A 19,649-nucleotide genomic window follows, 5' to 3' on the forward strand; every position below is an offset into this window, starting at 1 on the left:
CCCCGGGGGCGTCCATACACGGGACATTGGCGACACATGAAATCTCTCTAAGAGAAAGGACACTGAAATGGGCTGGCTCTTCTACACAGATCGCCGCGTCAAAACCTACGCAGACGAGAAGGCAGAAATCGCCCGGCTTTGCACGTTTGAGACGGATACGCGCAAGACAGTGCTGCTCAAGGCCTCCAAACTCGGGTCGACCTGGTATGCAGCTTTGAGGCTCACCAACATCGATGGCGCGCCGGTTGAAGACAGAACCTACGTGACCGATGCCGACGGGTCGATCACCTTCGGCGCCGTGTTCCTCACCCGCTATGACGAGGGCTGCTGGGGCTACAAGGACATGGAGGAGAGCGCCGGGCCCGTGGAGTCGCGCGCGCCGCTCAGCCTTCTGGCATTGCTCTCCGAGTTGAAGGATCCCGACAGCTATGCCCATGCCTGGCGTCAGCGCTGCCGCGACTGGGCGGCGATCCCGGACTACGACGAGGGTGACAAGATCAAACTGGCCGCACCGGTAACGCTGACCGATGGCAGCACCTGCCAGATCGTGACCGCCACCCATTACCGGCGCGGAGGGAAAAAGCGTCGCTGCTACCGCATCGAGGAGACAGGCGGCCTCGTGCGCCTGTCGAAAGCCTCGCTCGCCGGGTCCGAGCTCCTTGGTTCGGCGAAGGGCGCGGCAAGTCCGGTTCTGGCCGAGTTTTTCGCCGGGAAGGGTTCCTGACCGCGGGCAACATCGCCATCTGTTCAGCCTTGAGCCGCCTCCGCGCGTTTGAAAGCGCAGAGGCGGCTTTCTGTCCTGTCGGACCCGTAACCTGATTCAAAGGACAGACGACATGGACAACCGAAACCCGGACCTCGCACCCAAATTCCCATCGAAACCACACCTTCTGCAGGCTGTGGCTCTGATCGGCAGCGAGATTGAAAAGCAACCGCTCAAGAGCTCATCGCTCGCTCGGATCATGCGCGAGATCTTCGGCGGCAGCGATGCCGGCGGCGCGTGGTCCTGGCGCATGGCCTATGACCTGATGCAGGCCGCCGCGGTCGTGCAGCTTGTGCGGGACAGCGGTTCGGACGCGCTTGCGATGGCCAGATTGCTCGCTACACGGCTCCTGACGGAGACCCGGCGCTCCGAGCAGCAAATCCGCCTGCAGCAATTTTCCACCCCGCTGGCCTATGCGGCTCTGGTCACGTGTGCAGCTGCCATCCGCCCCGGCGAAGCTTTCCTCGAACCGTCGGCCGGCACCGGCGCGCTGGCCGGTTTTGCCCTACGCGCGGGTGGCAAGCCGATGCTCAACGAGATCGATCCCTTCCGCCGGGCGCTTCTCGAGGCGATCTTTGATGCGCAGGTGACCGATTTCGACGCCGAGCATATCGACGATCTCCTGACGGTGTCTGACCTCCCCGGTGTCATCGTGATGAATCCGCCATTCGCCTCCTCGGTCGACCGGTCGCGGGACAGGCATATCGCGGCCAAGCACCTGATCGGCGCCGCCAAGCGCCTGGCGCCCGGCGGGCGTCTCGTGGCGATCATGCCGATGGGATTTTCGCCAAAACGTGACGCGGCGCATTGGGCTCGGGCCTCGGCCATCGCAAAGCCTCGCCTCGCGCTGACGATCCCGGGCCATGTTTACGCCAAGCTCGGCACCACGGTTGAGACCCAGCTCATGGTCTTCGACAAGGTGCAGGAGGAGATTGAATGCGCCCGTGCCATGGTCGACGATCTGGATGCGGCGCGCCAAATCATCGATGACATCGCCGCAACCCGCACTGCCACTCCCTCGATCCAAACCGGTGCGCAGTTTCGGACTGGGTCGCGCCGGGTCGGTGTCCCTATTGCACGTAAGCACGCAAGCGCCCAAGCGGCGCCTGCCAAACCCAAATCCCATGCCGCCGTCCCGCTGGCCTTCACCTGCCTCGACACACCCCGCGAAAACACACCGGTCTCGGACATCTACGCTCGCTACCACCCGCAGCGGATTGAGATCACGGGGGCTCAGGAACATCCGACGCCGCTCGTCGAGAGTATTGCGATGGCATCTGTCGCGCCCCCGGTCCCGTCGAATGAAGTTGCCTCGGACCTGAGGCTGCCCGGTCGCCTGATCGAAGGGGGTCATCTCTCCGAGGCCCAGCTCGAGACCATCGTGATGGCGAACGACGCCCACGCACGCGACCTGCCGGGCCGGTTCACGATCGACGAGGACCAGACCCGGATGACCCGTGGCGACGAGGATCCGGAAGCACGGGCCTATCGCCTCGGATATTTCCTCGGCGACGGGACGGGGTGTGGCAAGGGGCGGGAATGTGCCGGACTGATCCTGGTGAACTGGCTTGCGGGACGGCGCAAGGCGGTCTGGATCTCCAAATCCGCCACGCTGATCGAGGACGCGATCCGCGACTGGACCGATCTCGGCGGTTCGCCCGCCGACATCCAGCCTCTCTCGAAATGGAAACCCGATCAGCAGATCCCCATGGGCGACGGCATCCTCTTCGTGACCTATGCCACGCTGCGCTCGGCCGGCAAATGCGGGACGACCCGCCTCAGCCAGGTTCTCGACTGGATGGGCGACGGGTTCGACGGCTTGCTGGCGTTCGACGAGGCACATGCCATGCAGAACGCCGCCGGGTCCGAGGCGGGCAGGGGCGTCAAACCCTCCCAGCAGGGCCTCGCCGGGCTGCGCCTGCAGCTCGCCGCGCCTCGGGCGCGGGTCTTCTATGTCTCGGCGACCGGGGCCACCAGCGTTCACAATCTCGCTTATTCCGCGCGTCTCGGCCTGTGGGGACAGGGCCCGGAATATCCCTTCGCCAGTCGCGAGAGTTTTTTCTCGGCGATGGAGGCCGGCGGCGTGGCGGCGATGGAGGTGGTGGCGCGCGACCTGAAAACGCTCGGCTTCTATACGGCGCGTGCGCTCAGCTTCGACGGCGTGGAATATGATGTCCTCGAACACGCGCTCACCCCGGCCCAGATCGAGATCTACGACGCATTCGCGTCGGCGTTTCGAACGATCCACCTGAACCTGGAAGCCGCGCTGACCGCGACAGGGATCAACGACGTCTCCGGCAAGACCAACGCCTCCGCCGCCAAGGCCGCGGCCAAATCGCGGTTCGAGAGCACCAAACAGAGGTTCTTCAATCACCTGCTTCTGGGTATGAAAGCTTCGACTGTGATCCGCGCCATCGAGGTGGATCTGGAGGCGGGTTATGCCTGCGTCATCCAGGTGGTCTCGACCGGCGAGAGCCTCTTGAAGCGACGGCTCGACGCGATGGACCCCGAGGACCAACTGACCGAGGGTGCCCTCACACCTCGGGACTATGTTCTGACCTACCTCGAACAGGCCTTCCCGATCCATGCCCAGAAACTCGTGGAAATCGACGGCAATGTCGTCGCCGAACCGCTGCGGGATGCGAATGGTGCCCTGGTTGTCTCGCGCGAGGCCGAGGCCCTGCGCGATGCGGCGATGATGGAGTTGATGGCGCTGGCGCCGATACCCTCGGCGCTCGACCAGATCCTCTGGGCCTTTGGCGACGAGGTGGTGGCAGAGGTGACGGGACGCTCCATCCGCCCGCTGAAATCCAGCGACGGCGCGTTCTTCATCGAAAAGCGGTCCGCCAGTAGTAATTCCTCGGAAACCCGTGCCTTCATGGAGGGCGAGAAGGACATCCTGATCTTTTCTGATGCCGGCGGGACCGGCCGCTCCTACCATGCCGCGCAGGCGGCAAAGAACCAGAAGCGGCGGCGGCACTACCTGCTCGAACCCGGCTGGCGGGCCGATGCGGCCATCCAGGGGCTCGGGCGAACGCATCGCTCGGCTCAAGTGTCAGCGCCGTTCTTCCGGGTCTGCACCTCGGACGTTCATGGCGAGAAGCGCTTCACCTCCACGATCGCCCGGCGGCTCGACCAGCTGGGCGCCCTCACCAAGGGCCAGCGCGAAACCGGCTCCCAGGGGATGTTCCGCGAGGAAGACAATCTCGAAAGCCCGATCGCAAGGGGTGCGCTGCGAGGCTACTATGCCGACCTGGCCGCCGGGCGTGCCGGGGCAATGAGCTATGAGCAGTTCACGGATTGGACCGCCTTACGGCTGATCGATCAGGACGGCGTGCTCCTGGAAGAGCTGCCGCCGATCCAGCGCTTCCTCAACCGGGTGCTGGCGCTGCCGATCCACATGCAGAACGCGCTCTTCGCCGAGTTCATGAGCCGGATCGCCGATCAGACCGAGCGCGCCCGGGCGGCAGGCACGCTCGATCTCGGCGTCGAGACGTTGCGCGGCGAAAAGATCGAGCAGGTCTCGACCGAGGATCTCTGGACCTGTCCGCGCTCCGGGGCGGTGACGCGGATCGTCGGACTCGAAGTGACGGACCCCGTCCATGTCCTCTCGGCCGAGGAGGTTTTGGATCGGAACCCCGACAAGCTGACCATGATCAACCGTGCCTCCGGTCGCGCGGCGCTGATCTCGTCCCGTCCGATGCAGATGTATGACGAGGAGATCGTCACGCTGATGCGCAAGGTCACGCGGCCGAGTGGATCCACCTATGCGGGGGAAGGGAAATTCCAGGCCTCCGCCTGGGAAGAGATCGAACCGTCCGAATTTCTGCGCCTCTGGGACGAGGAGGCCGACAGCCTCCCCAAAACCACCACGACGAAGCTCTATCTGCTGACCGGGCTGCTGCTGCCGATCTGGAAAGACATCCCCTCGGGCAACGAACGCATCTACCGGGTCACGCCCGAGGGGCAGGGGAGCATGATAGGCCGGACCGTCAGCGAGGACGGCGCCGCGGCCCTGCGTGCGCGGTTCATGGTCGGCACACCGAAAACCCCGCAGGAGATGCTGACGGCCGCGCTCGGGTCCACCGCACCGGTCGATCTGGGCCGCGGTCTCACGCTCACGCGCCGCCGCGTCGCCGGCGCGGCCCGCCTCGAGATCGATGGGGCCGACCGGAGCGCGATCGACGGGTTGAAAGCTTTGGGGTGCTTCACGGAAATCATCGCCTTCCAGCTCAGGGTCTTCGTGCCGCACGGGGAGGGCGTCGATACCGCCGCGATCCTGGGCAGGATCGTGGGGGATGGGGTTCAGAAGGCGGCAGATCGCGCGGCCTGAAAGGAAAAGTGGGCTTTGGGCCGGGGGAACGCGGATGGGGTTAGCCCGCTCGCGTTCCGGCGCCGTGGCGGGTCTCCGGACCCCTCGGCGCTTTCCCCCAATCCCAGACATGAGGACCAGACCCATGACCGATCCCCAGATCAACTTCGCCGAGACGCTGGCGAAGTGGCAGGCCGAACGCGAGGCCGCCAACAAGGCCGCTAGGGGCGAGTTGCTCCCGCTGCTGCGTGCCCTCGGCATTACCGAGGTGGTCGCCGAATACGAGGGTTACGGCGATTCCGGCAATATCGAAGACGTGACGGTGCAGCCTGCGGGCGTCGAGCTTTCCGACGAGCTCAATACGAAAGTCGAGGATTTCGCGTGGTCCGTCGCCTATCACCAGCATCCGGGCTTCGAGAACAACGAGGGCGGCTACGGCACCCTGACCTGGGATGTCATCGCCGACAGCATCGCGCTGGATCACGCCGACCGCTACGTCGAGTGTTCCCACAGCTTTGACGAGGGGCTCTGACATGGCCCATCCCCTGCACCATGCCGAAAGCTCGGCCCGGAAATACGGCGGCAAACCTTCGGACTATCAGGCGCTGCACGAGTTCTTCGACGTCTCCAAGGAACACCTCGCGCTCTTCGTCCACCGTGCTTACAGGCACAACACGCTCGGAATCTTCGAACTGGAACGCCAGTTCGGCAGAACGCTGACCAACAGCGCGGGCCAGGTCATTCCGACCCGCTGGATCGGCGAGCAGCATGTGCGTGAGGATTGCCAGGGCCGCATACCCTCGCTTGCCGACTGGCTCACCCGCATCCAGCCCGAGCCATGGATGGCCAATGGCCGGATCGACTTTGATCCGCCCGGCGACATCGGCGACCCGAAACTCGCATGGATGGCAGAGGTGGCAGCGGGCAGGACGATCCTTGGCCTCAAGGACTGGATGGAAGGGAGGGGTTGATCATGCGAAACGTCCGCAGGTTCTACGATTGCAGCACCACACATCTGCCCGGGCAAACCGCCCGGGCCATCGACGACGGGCTCTTCGCCGAATCGCCGAGCATGCAGAACGAGTATGGCTGGCTGTTCTCCGTCCCTGAAACCCTCGCCGATCTGCCGGAAGGCGTCGACTGCGACGCCTTCAAGGCGGTCATGGCGTTGGCGATGGATGCCGGGTGTGACTACGTCCTCTTCGATCGGGACGCCCCGCCAGTCCCCTATCTCAAGGTCTTCGACTGGTAGGTCAATCGCGGTTGCACAGAGGCCCGATCCACGGATCGGGCCTCTCTTGTTTCCAACACTAATACTGAAATGGAGATCCAGATGAACATCGCCGAGATCAAGGCCGCCGTGGATGCCGGCAAATCTGTCCATTGGGCGAACGAGGGTTACCGGGTTCACCGGGATGGTCTCGGCCAGTACCTGATCACCTTTGTGCGGAACGGCAGCACCATTGGCCTGACCGACCGGAGCGGCCAACGGTTGAACGGGGCCGAGGCCGACTTCTTCATATCGGAGCCGGGCCAGGATGCAGTGGAAGAGCAGGGGAGGGAAGTGGGCGTGGCGACGTGGGCCTCCCACTCGGGCGCCGGGCCGGGCTGACAGGCAGGAGAGAAAGGAAAGAGGGCTTTTGGTTTTTGCGATCCCATGAGGGGTCGAAAAGTAATCCCGCGTGTCCTGGCAGGAAGCCGGGCAGCGGCAAATCCAAGGAGAAGACCCATGTTCGCAGGAACCCTGACCAAAAACGCCGAGACCGCCAGCGCCGCCTACTCCGGCATGATTCATTCCACCCGGTTTGATGTCGGTATCCAACTCGAGACCCGGACGAAGATGTCCGAGCGGAGCCCGGACTATGATGTGACCGCGGTGAACAAGGCGGGCCGGAAGGTGCGCATCGGCACGGCCTGGAACGAGACCGGCAATACCACCGGCAATCCCTACATCTCGATGCAGATCGATGTCGGCCTCGGGCCGTTTCGCGTCAATGCCGTGCAGACGAAGGAAGCGCGCGAGGCGATGACGGGCGAATTCGAGATCATCCCGCTGGTGTCGAACGGCGCTATGAAATCGGGCTCGATCGCCGGCGAGCTCACCGCGATGGATGCCGACAACGCCTTCGCCGGTTACATCGCCAACATGATGTTCGATCTCGACTTCATGCTGATCGAGAACACGTACAAGACTGAGGAGACCCACCCTGACTACCGGATCGAGGTCAGCTCGCCCAAGGGCAAGGCGATCCGCGTGGGTTCGGCCTGGATGGCGAAGAGCAGCCGGACCGGGAACGACTACCTGTCACTGCTGATCAACACGCCCGATGGCGATCTGCGGGTCAACGCCGTGCAGAACGAGGAGCAGCGCGGCGGCCAGACCTTCTCGATCATTCCCTTCGTCGAGAGCGCCGGCCAGGAGCGGTCGGACAACACCGGCCTCGCGTTGGTGGGCTGAAACATAGCGTCACTGCAGCGAGAGGGCGTCTCGGGCAACCGGGGCGCCCTTCGGGCATACAGGCCTGATCCTCCTCCCAAGAACCAGGCCTGACGGGGCGGTGCCGACATGTCTCCGACTGGCCCGCGCCTCCTGTCCCCGAAAGGCAGGTCCCGTGAAGGGAGCCGCGGCAGCGCGGCTCCCCTCTTTTTGTTTCACCCCATCAGAAGGACGACAGCGATGTTCAATCTCACTCACCCCAAGCTGGTCACGCTGGCCGAAGCCGAAGGCTTCGGAGGCACGACGGACTTCCTGGAAGCCTATGCGCTCGACGGCATCGTGCCCGCGATCTGCATGGCGCCCGATTGCGACCACACCGCCGATCTCGAACCGGATCAGCGCGCCGGCTTCTGCGAGGCTTGCGGCCGTCCATCCATGAAATCCGGCCTTGTCATCGCCGGCGTGATCTGAGCGGCAAGGATCGACGGCTTCCCATGACACAGTATAGATACACCACGCCCGGCACGCGGCTTACCTGGTCCGACGTCAGCGAATGGGTCGATGCGGCCTACCGGATCGACGGGCGCCGTCTGGGCGCGGCACGGAACCGCGCATTGGCTGCCCACGGAGCGGTCACGCCTCGCGAGCTCATCAATCGCGAGACGGACGTGCCTTCACTCGAGGCCGCAATCCACCTCCTGAAGTATGGACCTCCCGGATTGGCCAGACCGTCCAAGGGCGCGCGCGCCAACCACCCGACGACGCCGGTCATCATGGATCTGATGAACCGTCTCGCCGTCCTGAAACGCCAAGACCAGATGCCCGCCGGGAACAACTGGACCGCCATGTTCGGAGGTTCCGATGCGCATTCCGGCTGACATCACCGACATGATCGACCGGGGCGGACTTGTGGCGATCAACCATTCCGGCGGCAAGGACAGCCAGGCGATGACGATCAGGCTGGTCGAGGCCGGAATCCCGCGCGGCCAGCTCCTCATCGTCCATGCCACCCTCGGCGACGTGGAATGGCCGGGAACGATCTGCCATATCCGGAAGACCACGTTCGGGCTGCCGCTGGTGATCGCAAGACCACGAAGATCATTCTTCGAGATGGTCCGGGCACGGGGCATGTTCCCGTCCCCACGATATCGACAATGCACCTCCGACCAGAAGCGCGGCCCGATCGAGCGGGAGTTGCGTCGCTATCTCGCGGCCAATCCCCGCTTCGCCGGACGCATCGTCAGTGCGATGGGGATGCGCGCCGAGGAGAGCGTCGCGCGTCGGTGCCGTCCCGTCGTCAGGCTGAACAACCGCAACAGCGTGGCGGGCCGAACCTGGATCGACTGGCTGCCAATTCATGAGCTGTCCCGGCGGGAGGTATTCGACACCATCGCCGCGGCAGGGCAGGAGCCGCATTGGGCCTATGGCCGCGGCATGTCGCGGCTGTCCTGCAGCTTCTGCATCATGTCTTCGCTCGCCGATCTGCGATGCGCGGCGCGGCTGCGACCGGACCTACTTTCCGCCTACATGGCTCTCGAAGACGAGATCGGCCACACCCTGCGTCCCGACGGGACGAGCCTCCGCGAAACCCTTAACCGATTGGAGGCAGCATGACCCTCTATGACCCCCATCAGATCACCGAACGGCGCGTGCCCGGCTTCTCGGAGGCCGAGATCGCGACCATCGACGCCGCCCGCGACATCCTGCGCAGGTATGCCCGGTCGACCACCGCGTTGCAATCCTGGACCATGCTGACCGACTACTTGGCGCTCACTTCCGTTCGCGAACGGGTCGAAGTGTTTCGGGTGCTGCTGCTGGACCGGAAGAACAAGCTGATCCGCGACAGGATCATGACCCGGGGCAGCATCGATCACGTCCCCGTCTATGTCAGCGAGGTGCTCCGGTCGGCTCTGGTTCTTGACGCCTCCGCCATCATCATGTGCCACAACCACCCCTCGGGCGATCCTGAGCCGAGCCAGGCGGACATCGAGTTGACCGGCAGGATCGTCGCGGCCTGCAAGGTGATGGAGATCGTTGTCCACGATCACATCATCGTCGGCTTCGGGCGGGAGAAGAACGCGTTCAGCATGCGGGCGGCGGGGATGATGGGTGACTAGAGATCCGGGAACATGTGCCGGGTGGACGCCAGCCTCATCCAGTTCCGTCCACCAAAGGCAACAAGTGCGAGGTAGATGATATCCGCCTCGACATCCGGCCTGAAGACGATTGTCAGGCGATGGCCGGACCCACCATGTCGCACGAGCCAGCCTTTGAGCTGTCCTTCAAGCCGCACGCCAGATGTCGGGTTGTCTGCAATGGATCGCAGCAAGGCATCGACCTCATCCAGGCGCCGAAGGGCTGATCCGGTATCGCCTTGGGTGATGCCGACAATATGGTCGACGATGCCGATGAGATCCCGCTCGAAGAACGGATGCCGGACGAACCGCATCAGGTCTTGCGGACCCTCGTGGCAAGATGCGCCCGTGCACCGGCCGTGACATCGGAGGCGTCGCCGACCGGTTCCCATTGGTCGAGCGGCAGGGACAGACGCCGTTCAAGTTCTGCTTCGAGCATCGCCCGTTCGCGCTCACGTTCTGCCTTGGCCTTTGCCAGTTCCCCCGAAACCGCCGCGCTCACATTGGGGTACTCCCCGGCTTCGACCAGCTCCCTGGCGAAAGCGTAGGCGGTATCGGTGAAGCTGACGGATTGCTTTTGAACGCTCATGGCGGACTCCTTGGTGCTCCAATAGACTACTGAAATCCGCGGCATCTGGCAAGCCGGTCAGCCCGACCGGGAAAACCGCCCCATGCCTGACGGCCTCCCCTGTTCGGTACGCCAAGTCGCAGGGGAGATATCGGCCGCTGGCCGATCGCGCATTCGGCCATGCGGCCTCACCGCGGCGTTGCGCCCGGCATCCCGGTTTGCCCGTCTCGCGAGCACGTCGCTCCCCGGCCGCTCCGCCGGATTGCGCTCCGGTCTGTTTCGGCCGGAGGCCAAAACGATCCCGCCGCTTCATCCGTCTCCCGCGTCCGGTCGCTCCGTTTGCCTGCTCGCGTCGGGCAAACCTACCGTCAAAACACACACATGAGCGTGGAAGCATATCCTCCGGATGGCCCCCAAATCAGCCCGCCTCAAGGATCGCAAAACTTTTCGGCGAGGGCGGTGCTTGAGGTGCAGGGCGGTCCAGTGCGCGGCGGCGCGCCCGTGGGGGCGCTCGCGCTTGGAAAACTTTTGCGCCCGGCAAGCCGGCGGCTCCGCCGTCCCTGACCCGGGCAGATTCGGAAACCGGACATTCGGCCATGCCACCACACTCCCGTGGTGGTCCCCGAACATCTGGAGACACCAACATGACTTACGAGAACGCGAACGCCTACGAGACCATCGAACTTTTCGGCCTGACGGAGAAAGACGCAGAACTGCCGATCCCCGAGGATCACATCCTGAAGGACAGCATTACCCGCGAAACCTTCGAGGCCCTGCTCGGCCAGCTGCGGGGCACCGGTCTCGAGACCGAGATCGAACCGCTGGCGCACGGGCTTGCCACGATCCTGCAGCGCCGCAAGGTCGCTCTCGGCAAGGAGCTTGACCGCACCGCCGACAAGATCGGTGCCCTGGCAAAATCCCATGACGGATCGGAGATCGCGGAGACCGCGCTGGAAGAAGCCCAGGCCCGCTTCCTGCACCTGCGGGAGATCGTCGGCGCCATCGAGGTGATGAGCGAGGCGGCGGCGGAATGCTACGAGGTCGAGACCGGCCATGCCTTCATCCCGGCGGCGGGGTCTCGCGCAAGCGCTCGCGCCCAGGAGACCGGGGCGGTCTTCGAGGCCCGGCAGTTGTTGGAACAGCATGATCGGGAGACGGCTGCGAAGTCGAAGGTCGAGGGGGTCCCTCTGATCGTCTCGGGCGCCACCGACTGGACCGATGTCGATGTCATCTTCTCGACACTCGACAAGGTTCGGGGGCGGATCCGGCAGAACCGCAACCAGGAGATCTTCCTCTGCCATAAGGGCGGCAAGCATGGCGCCGAGATGATCGCGGCCCGGTGGGCTCGCGCCCGCGGTGTGGCGCAGGCGCGGTTCGATCCGCGCTGGTCCGCACACGGGCGGGCGGCACCGTTCAAGTGCAACGACGAGATGCTAGACGACAAGTTCGCGGCGACGGGGGTTGTGCTCTTCGGCGGCAACGGGGTCGCGCTGAACCTCGGGCAGAAGGCGGAAGCGAAAGGCCTGACGGTCATGCGGGTTGCGGACCCGGCGAAGAAGGCGTCGCAGGATTGAAGAGAGAGGGTCGCCTTCGGGCGGCCCTTTCGTCGTTTTCATGAGCCTTTTTGCGATGGCATCCGGGTTTGTTCNATGAGCCTTTTTGCGATGGCATCCGGGTTTGTTCGTCGCGCGTGCAGGGCATCCCCTGGCCACTCGTCCGGATTGCGCTCCGGTCCGTTTTGCCAAAGGCAAAACGATCCCGCCGGTCCATCCGTCTGCCCTGCGTCCGGCCAGCCGGTGACGAAGACGCCTCGCGGACCGATTGGGAAACCATCGATGGCGGGGGCGTCAACTTCCACTGGGGGGAGGTCTTTGCACATTGTGGGCACGTCTGGGAGTCTCTCTTCGCCTGAACGTCACCTGCCACCGGGCGGCCCGTCGCCCGGCGACCCTTCTCTCGAAACCTTCCACGCTCGCGACGACTGCGACACCATCCACAAGAGCAGCCCCGCCCGGCCTTGGCCGGGCGGGGCTGCTTCACCTTTCAACTGGCCGTGGTCCCTCAGTCAGATGCAGATGACATGATGGTCGACGGTCATCGGGTTTCCGTCATGACGGGCCCCTGCCGGCGGTTGCACCGCCGTCACCGCGCTCGCAGGTTCCGGCCGTACCGGCCTCCACCCGGAACACGGGGCCTCTGGCCACGCTGAGCGGCATACCCCGGCGGCGGTCTCCTTGCGGAGCCAGCCGGCGGGGTTGCCCTCATGCGCGCCAGAAACCCCGCGATCCGCCCGTCCGGGTGCAGATCGCTGGGGCGGGCGCAGCGCAACGACCGCGCCGCCCGATGACGGCGACACATTCCCGTCGGACAACCTGCGGATCGAGCAAGGCTGGCATCGTCACCCCAGAGCGCGAGACCGGCGATGCGCCCGAGGCTGAAGACCGTGGGCGTGCCGATAGGGCGCACGCGAACCATCCCACCGGCACCTTGGATGAGAGCGGCACGGACCTTGTCACGTCTCACATAACTCGACAGGACCGATGGCGGCGTCATTAGCGAGATGCGCATCCGGGTTCCCCTCTTTGCTCCTAGATGTGGATCGCACGGGGTCGGGCCGTCCGTCCCCTCCGCTTCGCTCCGGCAAGCACAAATACGGCTTCCACGCGGCGAGCGCGCGGACCCTCCGCATTTGCCCTTGCGGCCTGCCCTTGTCCCCCGTGCCGGGTGATCCCCATCGCAAAAAGGAGAGACCCAAATGACCAACCACTACGTCGCCACCGTTCCCGTCAAGTTCACCGACAGCGACGGCAAGGAACGCACCCGCTTCCAGCGCGTCGGCGCGATGTTCCGCAACACCCGCAACGGGGACGGCTCGGAGTTCTTCAGCCTCAAGCTCGACTTCCCCGTCGCAGTCCAGGAGTTGGTGATGTTCCCGCCGAGCTCCAAGGAACCGCAGGAGTAATCCTCCCACGAGGATGGGCCGCCCTAGGGGCGGCCCTTTCCCTGTTCCAGGAAAGGCTGCGCCAGGACCGGGAACCCCTGCCTTCGGCCGGTGTTCCCGGGAAGGTGTCAGGACCGCAAGCGGTCCTGACGGGGGATATGAGAGATCGCCTGGGACAGGTCTGCCGGCCAGCCTCAAGGGGGCCATCCGGAATAACAGTCGGGCTGCGCCCGCCGGTTTTTCCGGCAGAGATTTGGGCCAAGCCAAATCTGGCCACCCTTGACCCTGTCTGTCAGCCCCGTCGGTGAAGAGATGCGCCGCCCCTCGCATCTGTCCGAACACGGGCCCGTGTTCGGACAGACCCTCGGGCGCGGGCATGACAAAAGGCGGCTGGTGTGCGGTTGGAGATGGTCGGTTTTCTTGGGCCTTGTGGGCCGGGCCTCGCACCTGCGGTGCTCGGCCAGAAGCGGAATTCAAGGTCGCCTGGGGGCATTCTACAATAATATTGGATTGACCGTGACATATAGTTTCGTATGATGGGGGCGACCTTGAATGAAGGTGGCAGGAAATAGGGAGGCTTTCTTCCGCATGTCCCGGACCAAAAGACTGACCATGCTCGAGAGAGCGGAGATCGTCCGTAAGGCCGCAGAGGGGGTCTCGACGTCGGAGCTGGCGGAACGGTTCGGCGTCACGGCGCGGGCGGTGCGCTACACCCTGAAAGCGGACGCGGATCGCCAGCGGGATGCGGCCGTGGCGACCGCCGCGGTGACGGTGAAGCTGACCCCGGAAGAGCTCGAGGCGCTGGATGAGGTCCTGGCCGCGGCGGGGATCGAGACCCGCACCGAGGGGGTCCGGCGGCTCATCCAGGCGGCGGGCGGAACCTTCGTGCCGGACGCGCAGCTGGCGGCTGAGATGGCGCGTTACCGGGCCTCCCTGCACGAGGTCGGCAACGGCGTCGCGCAGATCGCCAAGCAGATGACGCAGGCCAACCGGACGGGGCAGGGTGCGGGTGTCGAGTTCACCGAATTGCGCCTCGCGCAGATGCGCGGGCTGGCGCGGTTCATCCTTGATTCCGCTGACGAGATCGACCTGCTGCTGCGTCGCCGCCGGGACAGGGTGCAGCTCTCCGCCACCGCCGCTCTGAGGGAGTTCGCCCATGCGGCTGAATGATGCCGTCCATGACGTCACCGGAGAGATCTTCCGGGATGGCTGGAGCCGCATTAGGGGCTCGATGCAGGGGCTGCAAGCGTCCCGACAGAGGCAGCTCGTGCGAGCGGCCGCCGGTCACCGTGCGGCGGTCTTCAAGGCGATCCGGGGCGGGGGCACCCATACGAAGTCCCAGCTCATGAACCAGCTAGATTACCTCACCACGAAGTCGTCCCATATCGTCGACTCGAGCGGCTTTTTGGACGGGAAGACGAAACTCGAAGGGTCGGAGATCAAGGACCTGACCGAGCGGTTCGCCAAGCGCTGGAGTGCGGGGTTCAAACCCAAGCTCGGACAGACGACGCACATGCTCATGTCCTACCCGATCGGCACGCGGGGCGAGGACGTGCGCGACATTACGGCGAATGTCGCGGAGCGGTTCTTCCAGTCCGAGGAGGGGCATTTCGACTACATCATCGCGGTCCATGAGGACCGGGATCACCCGCACGCGCATATAGTTTTGAATCGCCGATCGCAGGAGGGCGAGTTCTTCTTCCTGGGCCGGGACCACCGGTTCAACTATGACGACTTTCGCCTCGCTATGGTCGAGGAGGCCGAGAGGTTCGGGGTGCGCCTGGAGGCCACGCGGCGGCTCGATCGGGGTGTCGAGCACTATCCGCCGCAGACCCGCGAGGTCTACGCGGCGAAGGAAGAGGGACGCGTCGCAGAGCCGCGCCCGCGGGTCGGAGCGGATCTCGACCGCGCGCTCGAAGAGATCGCCAACACCCGGATCATCTATCACTCCCTTGCTGCCGAAGCTTCCGCGGACAATCGCGAGGATATCGCCAACGCGCTCTTCCGGTCCGGAGAGCTCCTGGCGAAGGGCGGCAAGCTGCATTTGGAAGGAGGCGTCTACGTGGCAGAGGAGCAATCGTTCGAGGATCTGCGCACCCGCTATGCCGATCAGGTCGTGCGCGTTCAGGGCATGATCGCCGAGAAGCCGGAGGCCGAACGGCCGAAGCTCGAGCGCAGCCTCAATGAGATCCAATCGCGGCTCGCGCATATGCAGCCCTTGGGGCTGCGCTCCATGACATTGACCGAGAAGCCCTCGGAGGGCGGTGTCTATTCCGAGACCAATATCGATGCGGCCCGGCTCGACCGCTTGCGGGACCCCGAGGTGCGGGCGCAGGTCGACACGGCGCTGCGCGGGACCGGGATCAGTTCGTCCGTCGTCGTCGCGCGGATGGAGACGGGCGCACAGAACGCCGCGCTCGAGCGCCAATGGATCGCCGACGATCTGGCGCGGGTGGCTGAGAGGGACGGTCTCAACCTCGAGCGCCGCGCGGATCTGGAGACGGCGCGCGAGACCCTCAACCGGGCCCATGTCCAGCTCGGCGTCGCAATGGAGCGGGCGGGGGTCTTGCGTGAGGACGGTGTCGTGGAAGATCGCACCGTGACGGAGAGGGTCCATTATCACTCGGACGCCACTGAGGACATGGAACGCGCGATCCGTAAGGACATGCGCGCGGAAGGCCTGACCGGAGACCAGATCGAGGATCGGGAGTGGGAGATCGCCTCCCGGGCGGAGCGGCGTATCGAGGAAGAGCAGCGGGGCTACCTCGATGCGCATCCGGAACTGCTCGCGCGCCCCGGCGATGTGATCGACCGGTCCGAACCCTACCGGGAGCGTATCACCGACGAGGCCCGTGCCCGCGAGATCACCCGCGAGGTCGACCGGATCATGGACGGGCGTGACGCGCGAACATCGGTTGCGGATGCCGTCGCGGAGGCGTTCCGCGCGCGTTATCCCGATATGCCGTCGCATCTCGCCCGCGGGCTTGGCGCGACCTATGCCGCCGTTACCGAGCTGCGCGACACCGAGGCCATCGACCGGGTCCGCCGCGAAAACGAGTTGCGGGAGGTGGCGCTCGACCTGCGCGAAGGGCGGCTTTCGGGCGAGCGCGAGGGGGAAGCTGTCGAGGGCGCATCGATTGCCGATCCGGACATCCGGCGGGTCGTCGACCATGAACGGGCCGGCAATCTGCATTCGCCCTTCCAGGACGACGGCCAACGTCTGGCATACCGAGACGCCGTCGAGCGCGAGCTCGACGCGGCGCAGATCGAGCGGCTGCGGGACGGGGATGTCGACGTGCTGAAGACCCAGATCGAAGACCGTCTCGACCGGCTCTATGCCGCCAAGACCTATCTGCAATCCGACGCGGCGACCGCCAACAGCGAGGCGACCCGTGCCGTCGTCGAGGAGATCGCCGACCGCGAGTTCGAACTTCATCGCGCCGATCTGGTCTATGGCGAGAGCGAGCGCGGGGAGACCCACTGATGGGAGGGGTGGGGAAGGGCCGCCTCGCCCTCGGCGTGGCGCTGGTCACGCTCGTCGCCATCGCGATCGGCTATGTCATCGCCTCGGCAGTCGTGACCTTTCGCGATCTGGGTTTTCGGGCCGAGATCGATTTCTTCTACATCGCCCAGAACTACCGGGCCATCGGGGCCGCCCGCCCCGATGATTTCCGCCTGATCAACCTGATCATGGGCGGGGCCGGGGTGGCGGGCCTCATGATGAGCCTGGCGATGTCGGGCTCGGCCCTCACGCGGTTCGGCTATACCCATTGGCAGACCCGCCGGGAGATGAAGCGGAACGGCTTCTTTGGCGCGCCGGGCACGGGTTTCATCATCGGCAAGCTGGGCAAGCCCGGATCCCGTGCACCGTTCCTCTGCTCCCGGACCTTCCCGCACGCGCTGATCGTGGCCCCGACCGGGCGCGGCAAGACCACCGGCTTTGTCATTCCGAACCTCCTGACCTGGCAGGGCTCGGCGGTGGTGCTCGACGTGAAGGGCGAGTGCTTCGAGGCCTCGGCCCGCCACCGGGCGGCGCAGGGCGACGCGGTGTTCCGCTTCGCGCCGATCGACTGGGAAGACAAACGAACGCACCGCTACAACCCACTTCTGCGCATCTATGAGCTCAAAGACCCGGCCCGCCAGCAGATGGAGTTGCAGCTCCTGGCCACACTCTTCCTGCAGAACGACAATGACCGGGTGCAGGGCCTCCTGAAGGGCGGGATCGATCTCTTCGTCGCCGCAGGGCTCCTGGCCTTCCAGCGCCGCAGGCCGACGCTCGGCGAGATTTACCGCATCGCCGCCTCAGGTGGGCAGAAGCAGAAGGAATATCTCGCGCGCGCCCATGAGGTCCAGAACGCCGCGGCGCGGCTGATCTTCACGCGGCTGGCCTCGACCAACAACGACACGCTGACCTCCTATGTCTCGCTCCTGATGACCTCTGGCCTCGATCAGTGGCAGAACCCCGCGATCGACGACGCGACGGCGGTGTCGGACTTCGATTTCCGGACGATCCGCAAGAAACCTTTCAGCGTCTATCTCGTCGTCCAGCCCCTCATGGTGAAGCCGCTGGCACCGCTGATCCGGCTCTTCTTCTCGGACCTGCTTTCGGCGCTTCAGGACAAGGAGCCGGGTCCGGACGAGCCCTGGCCGGTCATGATCATGCTCGACGAGTTCAACCGGCTCGGAAAGATGCCGATCGTGGCCGAGAGCATCGAGGTGCTGCGCGCCTATCGCGGGCATCTGGCGGTGGTCACCCAGACCATCCCGGCCATCGACGAGATCTACGGCGAGAACACGCGGCGCGCCTTGCAAGGCAACGCCGGGATCAAGCTCTACCTGACGCCTTCAGACGAGAAGACGGTCGAGGAGCTGAGCAAGGCCGTGGGCAAGACTACCAAGACCGTGGTCACACGCTCCCGCGCGGTCGGCAAGAACCCGTTCGAAGGGCGCAGCCAGTCTGAACGGACGGAGGAGGTCGCGCTCCTGCCGGAAGACGAGGCGCGACGTTTGCCGCTTGATGAGATCGTGGTGGTTGTGGACGCGCAGATGCCGGTCCGGGCGAAGCGGGTCGTTTACTACGAGGATCCGTTTTTCAAAGGCATCCACGCGGCGCAGGAGGGGGAATTGCCGTTTCCGAAAGGCCCAGTTCCTCCGATGGGGGAGTTGCCCCTGAGTGTCCGGGCGATGCCTTCAGCTCCGCGTGGGTCAGGTCTGACAGAGCGCGATTTAGAGGCCAGGATGGGGCTGACAGACTCCGGAGGGAGTGCACCCATTGAGCCCAGCCCGGCTCAAGCGCCTCGGCGTGGTCGTGCCGCAGTTCTCGCGGACGATCAGCGGCAGTTCGAGATGGAGTTCGGGCGGCAGGCAGATCTGGAGGTGGAGGCTGCGACAGAAGACGACGTCGTCCGGGTACGGGACGCCGTGAGTGATCTGGAGCGGTTGGAGGCGGAGATTTCCGGTTCGGAAGCAAAAATCAGCGAGGCGGGCGAGAAGTTCGGGATCGGCTAAACCGCCATGCGGGCGACTCGAAAGAATGTCGCGATGGCGTCTTGTGGCCCCGCCCTTGAGCCGACCATTGTCACGGGTGAAGAAAGCCAGGGTCTTCGCGCTCTGGTCGAGGGGCTCGCTCAATCGTCGCAGGGTCGATCTCACGCATCGTCAACTGAGCGTTCACCCTGCGGGCCGCGGGGCCCGCACGAAACCACTTCGCGGCGGAAGCCAGGTTAAAGCGCGGACGACGCTGCCCCTTCGCCGGCTTTGAGGCTTCCATCAGCACCTCGATCATCTCATCGATGCGGTAGAGGCCGCCGGCTACGGGAAGGGGCATCTTGCGCTGCTGCAGCGCCTGTCGCTTAACCTCGAGTTTCTCGGCAACATCCGCAAGAGACACCAGGTCGGGACGGACCTCGCGCAGGACTGTGCCCGCCGGCAGCGCCTTGATCAGCGCCCGCGCCGCTTCAAGGATCGCGCTTTCGGCCTCATCCCCCTCAATCTCCAGTTCCACACCCAGCAGACCGGCATGGCCAGTGCCCACGAGCGCATCTTCAAAGCCCGCCTCGAAGACCGCGTCAGAGAGCGCGAACGCATCGTGCTCCCCGTCGGGGAGCGCAAAGACCAGCTCGAATTCGAGTTCTTCAGCCATCGGCATTACCTTCGTCGTTCTTCTGAAGCTTCACGCAGGCCAGAGCCTTCTGTCGGATCCTTTTCGCGAACTGTTGTGGATTCTTTGGGGTCGACCAGACAGACATCTGACAAAACTCGCCACAGCGGCAATCCTTATCGTTGGTCGGGCATCGGAGGATCCCCCACGCGTGCCCCTTGCCCTCGATAAGGTCCCATCCCAGCTCTTCGAGCTCCTGAATGACGGCCTCGATTTCCTTTGATGTGTGCTTCTTCCTTGGCACCTTAGATACCCCACTTTCTTAAATTGTCAAGTGACAAGTTAATGACTCGGCAAAAACATCGCTGCAATCTGCTGCCCGCCAAGCGCACA

Annotated in this window: 19 protein-coding genes; 16 read left to right on the forward strand and 3 right to left on the reverse strand. The window is 64.8% G+C overall.

The features are described 5' to 3' along the window. Nucleotides 1–67 precede the first annotated feature (67 nt). The 11 genes from D6860_RS15020 (at nt 68) to D6860_RS15070 (ending at nt 9,629) form a co-directional block, all read left to right on the forward strand. On the forward strand, nt 68–724 hold the full coding sequence (locus D6860_RS15020; RefSeq protein ID WP_076625853.1) for a DUF6927 domain-containing protein: 657 nt from the start codon (nt 68–70) through the stop codon (nt 722–724). Nucleotides 725–836: 112 nt separating this feature from the next. Further along, nucleotides 837–5,096, forward strand: coding sequence for a bifunctional class I SAM-dependent methyltransferase/DEAD/DEAH box helicase (locus D6860_RS15025; RefSeq protein ID WP_076625854.1), 4,260 nt, complete (start codon nt 837–839; stop codon nt 5,094–5,096). 124 nt (nt 5,097–5,220) lie between these two features. Then, nucleotides 5,221–5,607: a DUF6878 family protein gene (locus D6860_RS15030; protein WP_076625855.1), complete on the forward strand. Its 387-nt coding sequence runs from the start codon at nt 5,221–5,223 to the stop codon at nt 5,605–5,607. A gap of 1 nt (nt 5,608) precedes the next feature. Next, a complete protein-coding gene (locus D6860_RS15035; protein ID WP_076625856.1) occupies nt 5,609–6,046 on the forward strand; it encodes a DUF6915 family protein in 438 nt (145 codons plus the stop codon). Nucleotides 6,047–6,048: 2 nt separating this feature from the next. Then, nucleotides 6,049–6,327, forward strand: coding sequence for a DUF5983 family protein (locus D6860_RS15040; protein ID WP_076625857.1), 279 nt, complete (start codon nt 6,049–6,051; stop codon nt 6,325–6,327). Between the two features lie 81 nt (nt 6,328–6,408). Next, entirely contained in the window at nt 6,409–6,687 is a 279-nt protein-coding gene (locus D6860_RS15045; RefSeq protein ID WP_076625873.1) for a hypothetical protein, read from the forward strand. A 117-nt stretch (nt 6,688–6,804) separates the two neighbouring features. Continuing rightward, nucleotides 6,805–7,533, forward strand: coding sequence for a DUF736 family protein (locus D6860_RS15050; protein WP_076625858.1), 729 nt, complete (start codon nt 6,805–6,807; stop codon nt 7,531–7,533). 219 nt (nt 7,534–7,752) lie between these two features. After that, nucleotides 7,753–7,983 carry a hypothetical protein gene (locus D6860_RS15055; protein ID WP_076625859.1) on the forward strand — a complete coding sequence of 77 codons (231 nt, stop codon included), beginning with the start codon at nt 7,753–7,755 and terminating at the stop codon, nt 7,981–7,983. A gap of 23 nt (nt 7,984–8,006) precedes the next feature. Then, on the forward strand, nt 8,007–8,390 hold the full coding sequence (locus D6860_RS15060; RefSeq protein ID WP_076625860.1) for a hypothetical protein: 384 nt from the start codon (nt 8,007–8,009) through the stop codon (nt 8,388–8,390). Then, the gene (locus tag D6860_RS15065) at nt 8,374–9,126 is read left to right on the forward strand and encodes a phosphoadenosine phosphosulfate reductase domain-containing protein (protein ID WP_076625861.1); all 753 of its coding nucleotides are present in this window, start codon (nt 8,374–8,376) and stop codon (nt 9,124–9,126) included. The genes D6860_RS15060 and D6860_RS15065 overlap by 17 nt, the downstream gene beginning before the upstream one ends. Next, nucleotides 9,123–9,629, forward strand: coding sequence for a JAB domain-containing protein (locus tag D6860_RS15070; protein ID WP_083697988.1), 507 nt, complete (start codon nt 9,123–9,125; stop codon nt 9,627–9,629). Before D6860_RS15065 ends, D6860_RS15070 begins: the two co-directional genes overlap by 4 nt. Here D6860_RS15070 and D6860_RS15075 read toward each other — a convergent pair. Next, complete coding sequence (locus D6860_RS15075) at nt 9,626–9,961, reverse strand: type II toxin-antitoxin system RelE/ParE family toxin (protein ID WP_076625862.1); 336 nt, start codon at nt 9,959–9,961, stop codon at nt 9,626–9,628. The two genes, D6860_RS15070 and D6860_RS15075, sit on opposite strands and share 4 nt — an antisense overlap. Further along, nucleotides 9,961–10,236, reverse strand: a complete 276-nt coding sequence (locus D6860_RS15080; protein ID WP_076625863.1) for a hypothetical protein — start codon at nt 10,234–10,236, stop codon at nt 9,961–9,963. The genes D6860_RS15075 and D6860_RS15080 overlap by 1 nt, the downstream gene beginning before the upstream one ends. 623 nt (nt 10,237–10,859) lie before the next feature. Here D6860_RS15080 and D6860_RS15085 point away from each other — a divergent pair. The 5 genes from D6860_RS15085 to D6860_RS15105 all read left to right on the forward strand — a co-directional run bounded on the left by D6860_RS15085 (nt 10,860) and on the right by D6860_RS15105 (nt 18,664). Continuing rightward, complete coding sequence (locus D6860_RS15085) at nt 10,860–11,789, forward strand: DUF2493 domain-containing protein (protein ID WP_076625784.1); 930 nt, start codon at nt 10,860–10,862, stop codon at nt 11,787–11,789. A gap of 1,181 nt (nt 11,790–12,970) precedes the next feature. Further along, on the forward strand, nt 12,971–13,177 hold the full coding sequence (locus D6860_RS15090; RefSeq protein ID WP_068117809.1) for a hypothetical protein: 207 nt from the start codon (nt 12,971–12,973) through the stop codon (nt 13,175–13,177). Between the two features lie 567 nt (nt 13,178–13,744). Continuing rightward, on the forward strand, nt 13,745–14,326 hold the full coding sequence (locus tag D6860_RS15095) for a helix-turn-helix domain-containing protein (protein ID WP_076625785.1): 582 nt from the start codon (nt 13,745–13,747) through the stop codon (nt 14,324–14,326). Then, nucleotides 14,313–16,640: a relaxase/mobilization nuclease domain-containing protein gene (locus D6860_RS15100; protein WP_076625786.1), complete on the forward strand. Its 2,328-nt coding sequence runs from the start codon at nt 14,313–14,315 to the stop codon at nt 16,638–16,640. Before D6860_RS15095 ends, D6860_RS15100 begins: the two co-directional genes overlap by 14 nt. A gap of 8 nt (nt 16,641–16,648) precedes the next feature. Beyond that, nucleotides 16,649–18,664 carry a type IV secretory system conjugative DNA transfer family protein gene (locus D6860_RS15105; protein WP_076625864.1) on the forward strand — a complete coding sequence of 672 codons (2,016 nt, stop codon included), beginning with the start codon at nt 16,649–16,651 and terminating at the stop codon, nt 18,662–18,664. 70 nt (nt 18,665–18,734) lie between these two features. On the opposite strand, the gene D6860_RS15110 is transcribed toward D6860_RS15105, so the two are convergent. Beyond that, nucleotides 18,735–19,298: a hypothetical protein gene (locus tag D6860_RS15110; RefSeq protein ID WP_076625865.1), complete on the reverse strand. Its 564-nt coding sequence runs from the start codon at nt 19,296–19,298 to the stop codon at nt 18,735–18,737. Nucleotides 19,299–19,649: the final 351 nt, after the last annotated feature.

Source organism: Salipiger sp. D13 (genome assembly GCF_003703915.1).
GTDB classification, from domain to species: Bacteria; Pseudomonadota; Alphaproteobacteria; order Rhodobacterales; family Rhodobacteraceae; genus Salipiger; species Salipiger profundus.

What these genes read in the sequence shown, in the direction of transcription:
- D6860_RS15020 (WP_076625853.1), top strand. Translation starts at nt 68, where the DNA reads ATGGGCTGGCTCTTCTACACAGATCGCCGCGTCAAAACCTACGCAGAC.
- D6860_RS15025 (WP_076625854.1), top strand. Translation starts at nt 837, where the DNA reads ATGGACAACCGAAACCCGGACCTCGCACCCAAATTCCCATCGAAACCA.
- D6860_RS15030 (WP_076625855.1), top strand. Translation starts at nt 5,221, where the DNA reads ATGACCGATCCCCAGATCAACTTCGCCGAGACGCTGGCGAAGTGGCAG.
- D6860_RS15035 (WP_076625856.1), top strand. Translation starts at nt 5,609, where the DNA reads ATGGCCCATCCCCTGCACCATGCCGAAAGCTCGGCCCGGAAATACGGC.
- D6860_RS15040 (WP_076625857.1), top strand. Translation starts at nt 6,049, where the DNA reads ATGCGAAACGTCCGCAGGTTCTACGATTGCAGCACCACACATCTGCCC.
- D6860_RS15045 (WP_076625873.1), top strand. Translation starts at nt 6,409, where the DNA reads ATGAACATCGCCGAGATCAAGGCCGCCGTGGATGCCGGCAAATCTGTC.
- D6860_RS15050 (WP_076625858.1), top strand. Translation starts at nt 6,805, where the DNA reads ATGTTCGCAGGAACCCTGACCAAAAACGCCGAGACCGCCAGCGCCGCC.
- D6860_RS15055 (WP_076625859.1), top strand. Translation starts at nt 7,753, where the DNA reads ATGTTCAATCTCACTCACCCCAAGCTGGTCACGCTGGCCGAAGCCGAA.
- D6860_RS15060 (WP_076625860.1), top strand. Translation starts at nt 8,007, where the DNA reads ATGACACAGTATAGATACACCACGCCCGGCACGCGGCTTACCTGGTCC.
- D6860_RS15065 (WP_076625861.1), top strand. Translation starts at nt 8,374, where the DNA reads ATGCGCATTCCGGCTGACATCACCGACATGATCGACCGGGGCGGACTT.
- D6860_RS15070 (WP_083697988.1), top strand. Translation starts at nt 9,123, where the DNA reads ATGACCCTCTATGACCCCCATCAGATCACCGAACGGCGCGTGCCCGGC.
- D6860_RS15075 (WP_076625862.1), bottom strand. Translation starts at nt 9,961, where the DNA reads ATGCGGTTCGTCCGGCATCCGTTCTTCGAGCGGGATCTCATCGGCATC.
- D6860_RS15080 (WP_076625863.1), bottom strand. Translation starts at nt 10,236, where the DNA reads ATGAGCGTTCAAAAGCAATCCGTCAGCTTCACCGATACCGCCTACGCT.
- D6860_RS15085 (WP_076625784.1), top strand. Translation starts at nt 10,860, where the DNA reads ATGACTTACGAGAACGCGAACGCCTACGAGACCATCGAACTTTTCGGC.
- D6860_RS15090 (WP_068117809.1), top strand. Translation starts at nt 12,971, where the DNA reads ATGACCAACCACTACGTCGCCACCGTTCCCGTCAAGTTCACCGACAGC.
- D6860_RS15095 (WP_076625785.1), top strand. Translation starts at nt 13,745, where the DNA reads ATGTCCCGGACCAAAAGACTGACCATGCTCGAGAGAGCGGAGATCGTC.
- D6860_RS15100 (WP_076625786.1), top strand. Translation starts at nt 14,313, where the DNA reads ATGCGGCTGAATGATGCCGTCCATGACGTCACCGGAGAGATCTTCCGG.
- D6860_RS15110 (WP_076625865.1), bottom strand. Translation starts at nt 19,298, where the DNA reads ATGGCTGAAGAACTCGAATTCGAGCTGGTCTTTGCGCTCCCCGACGGG.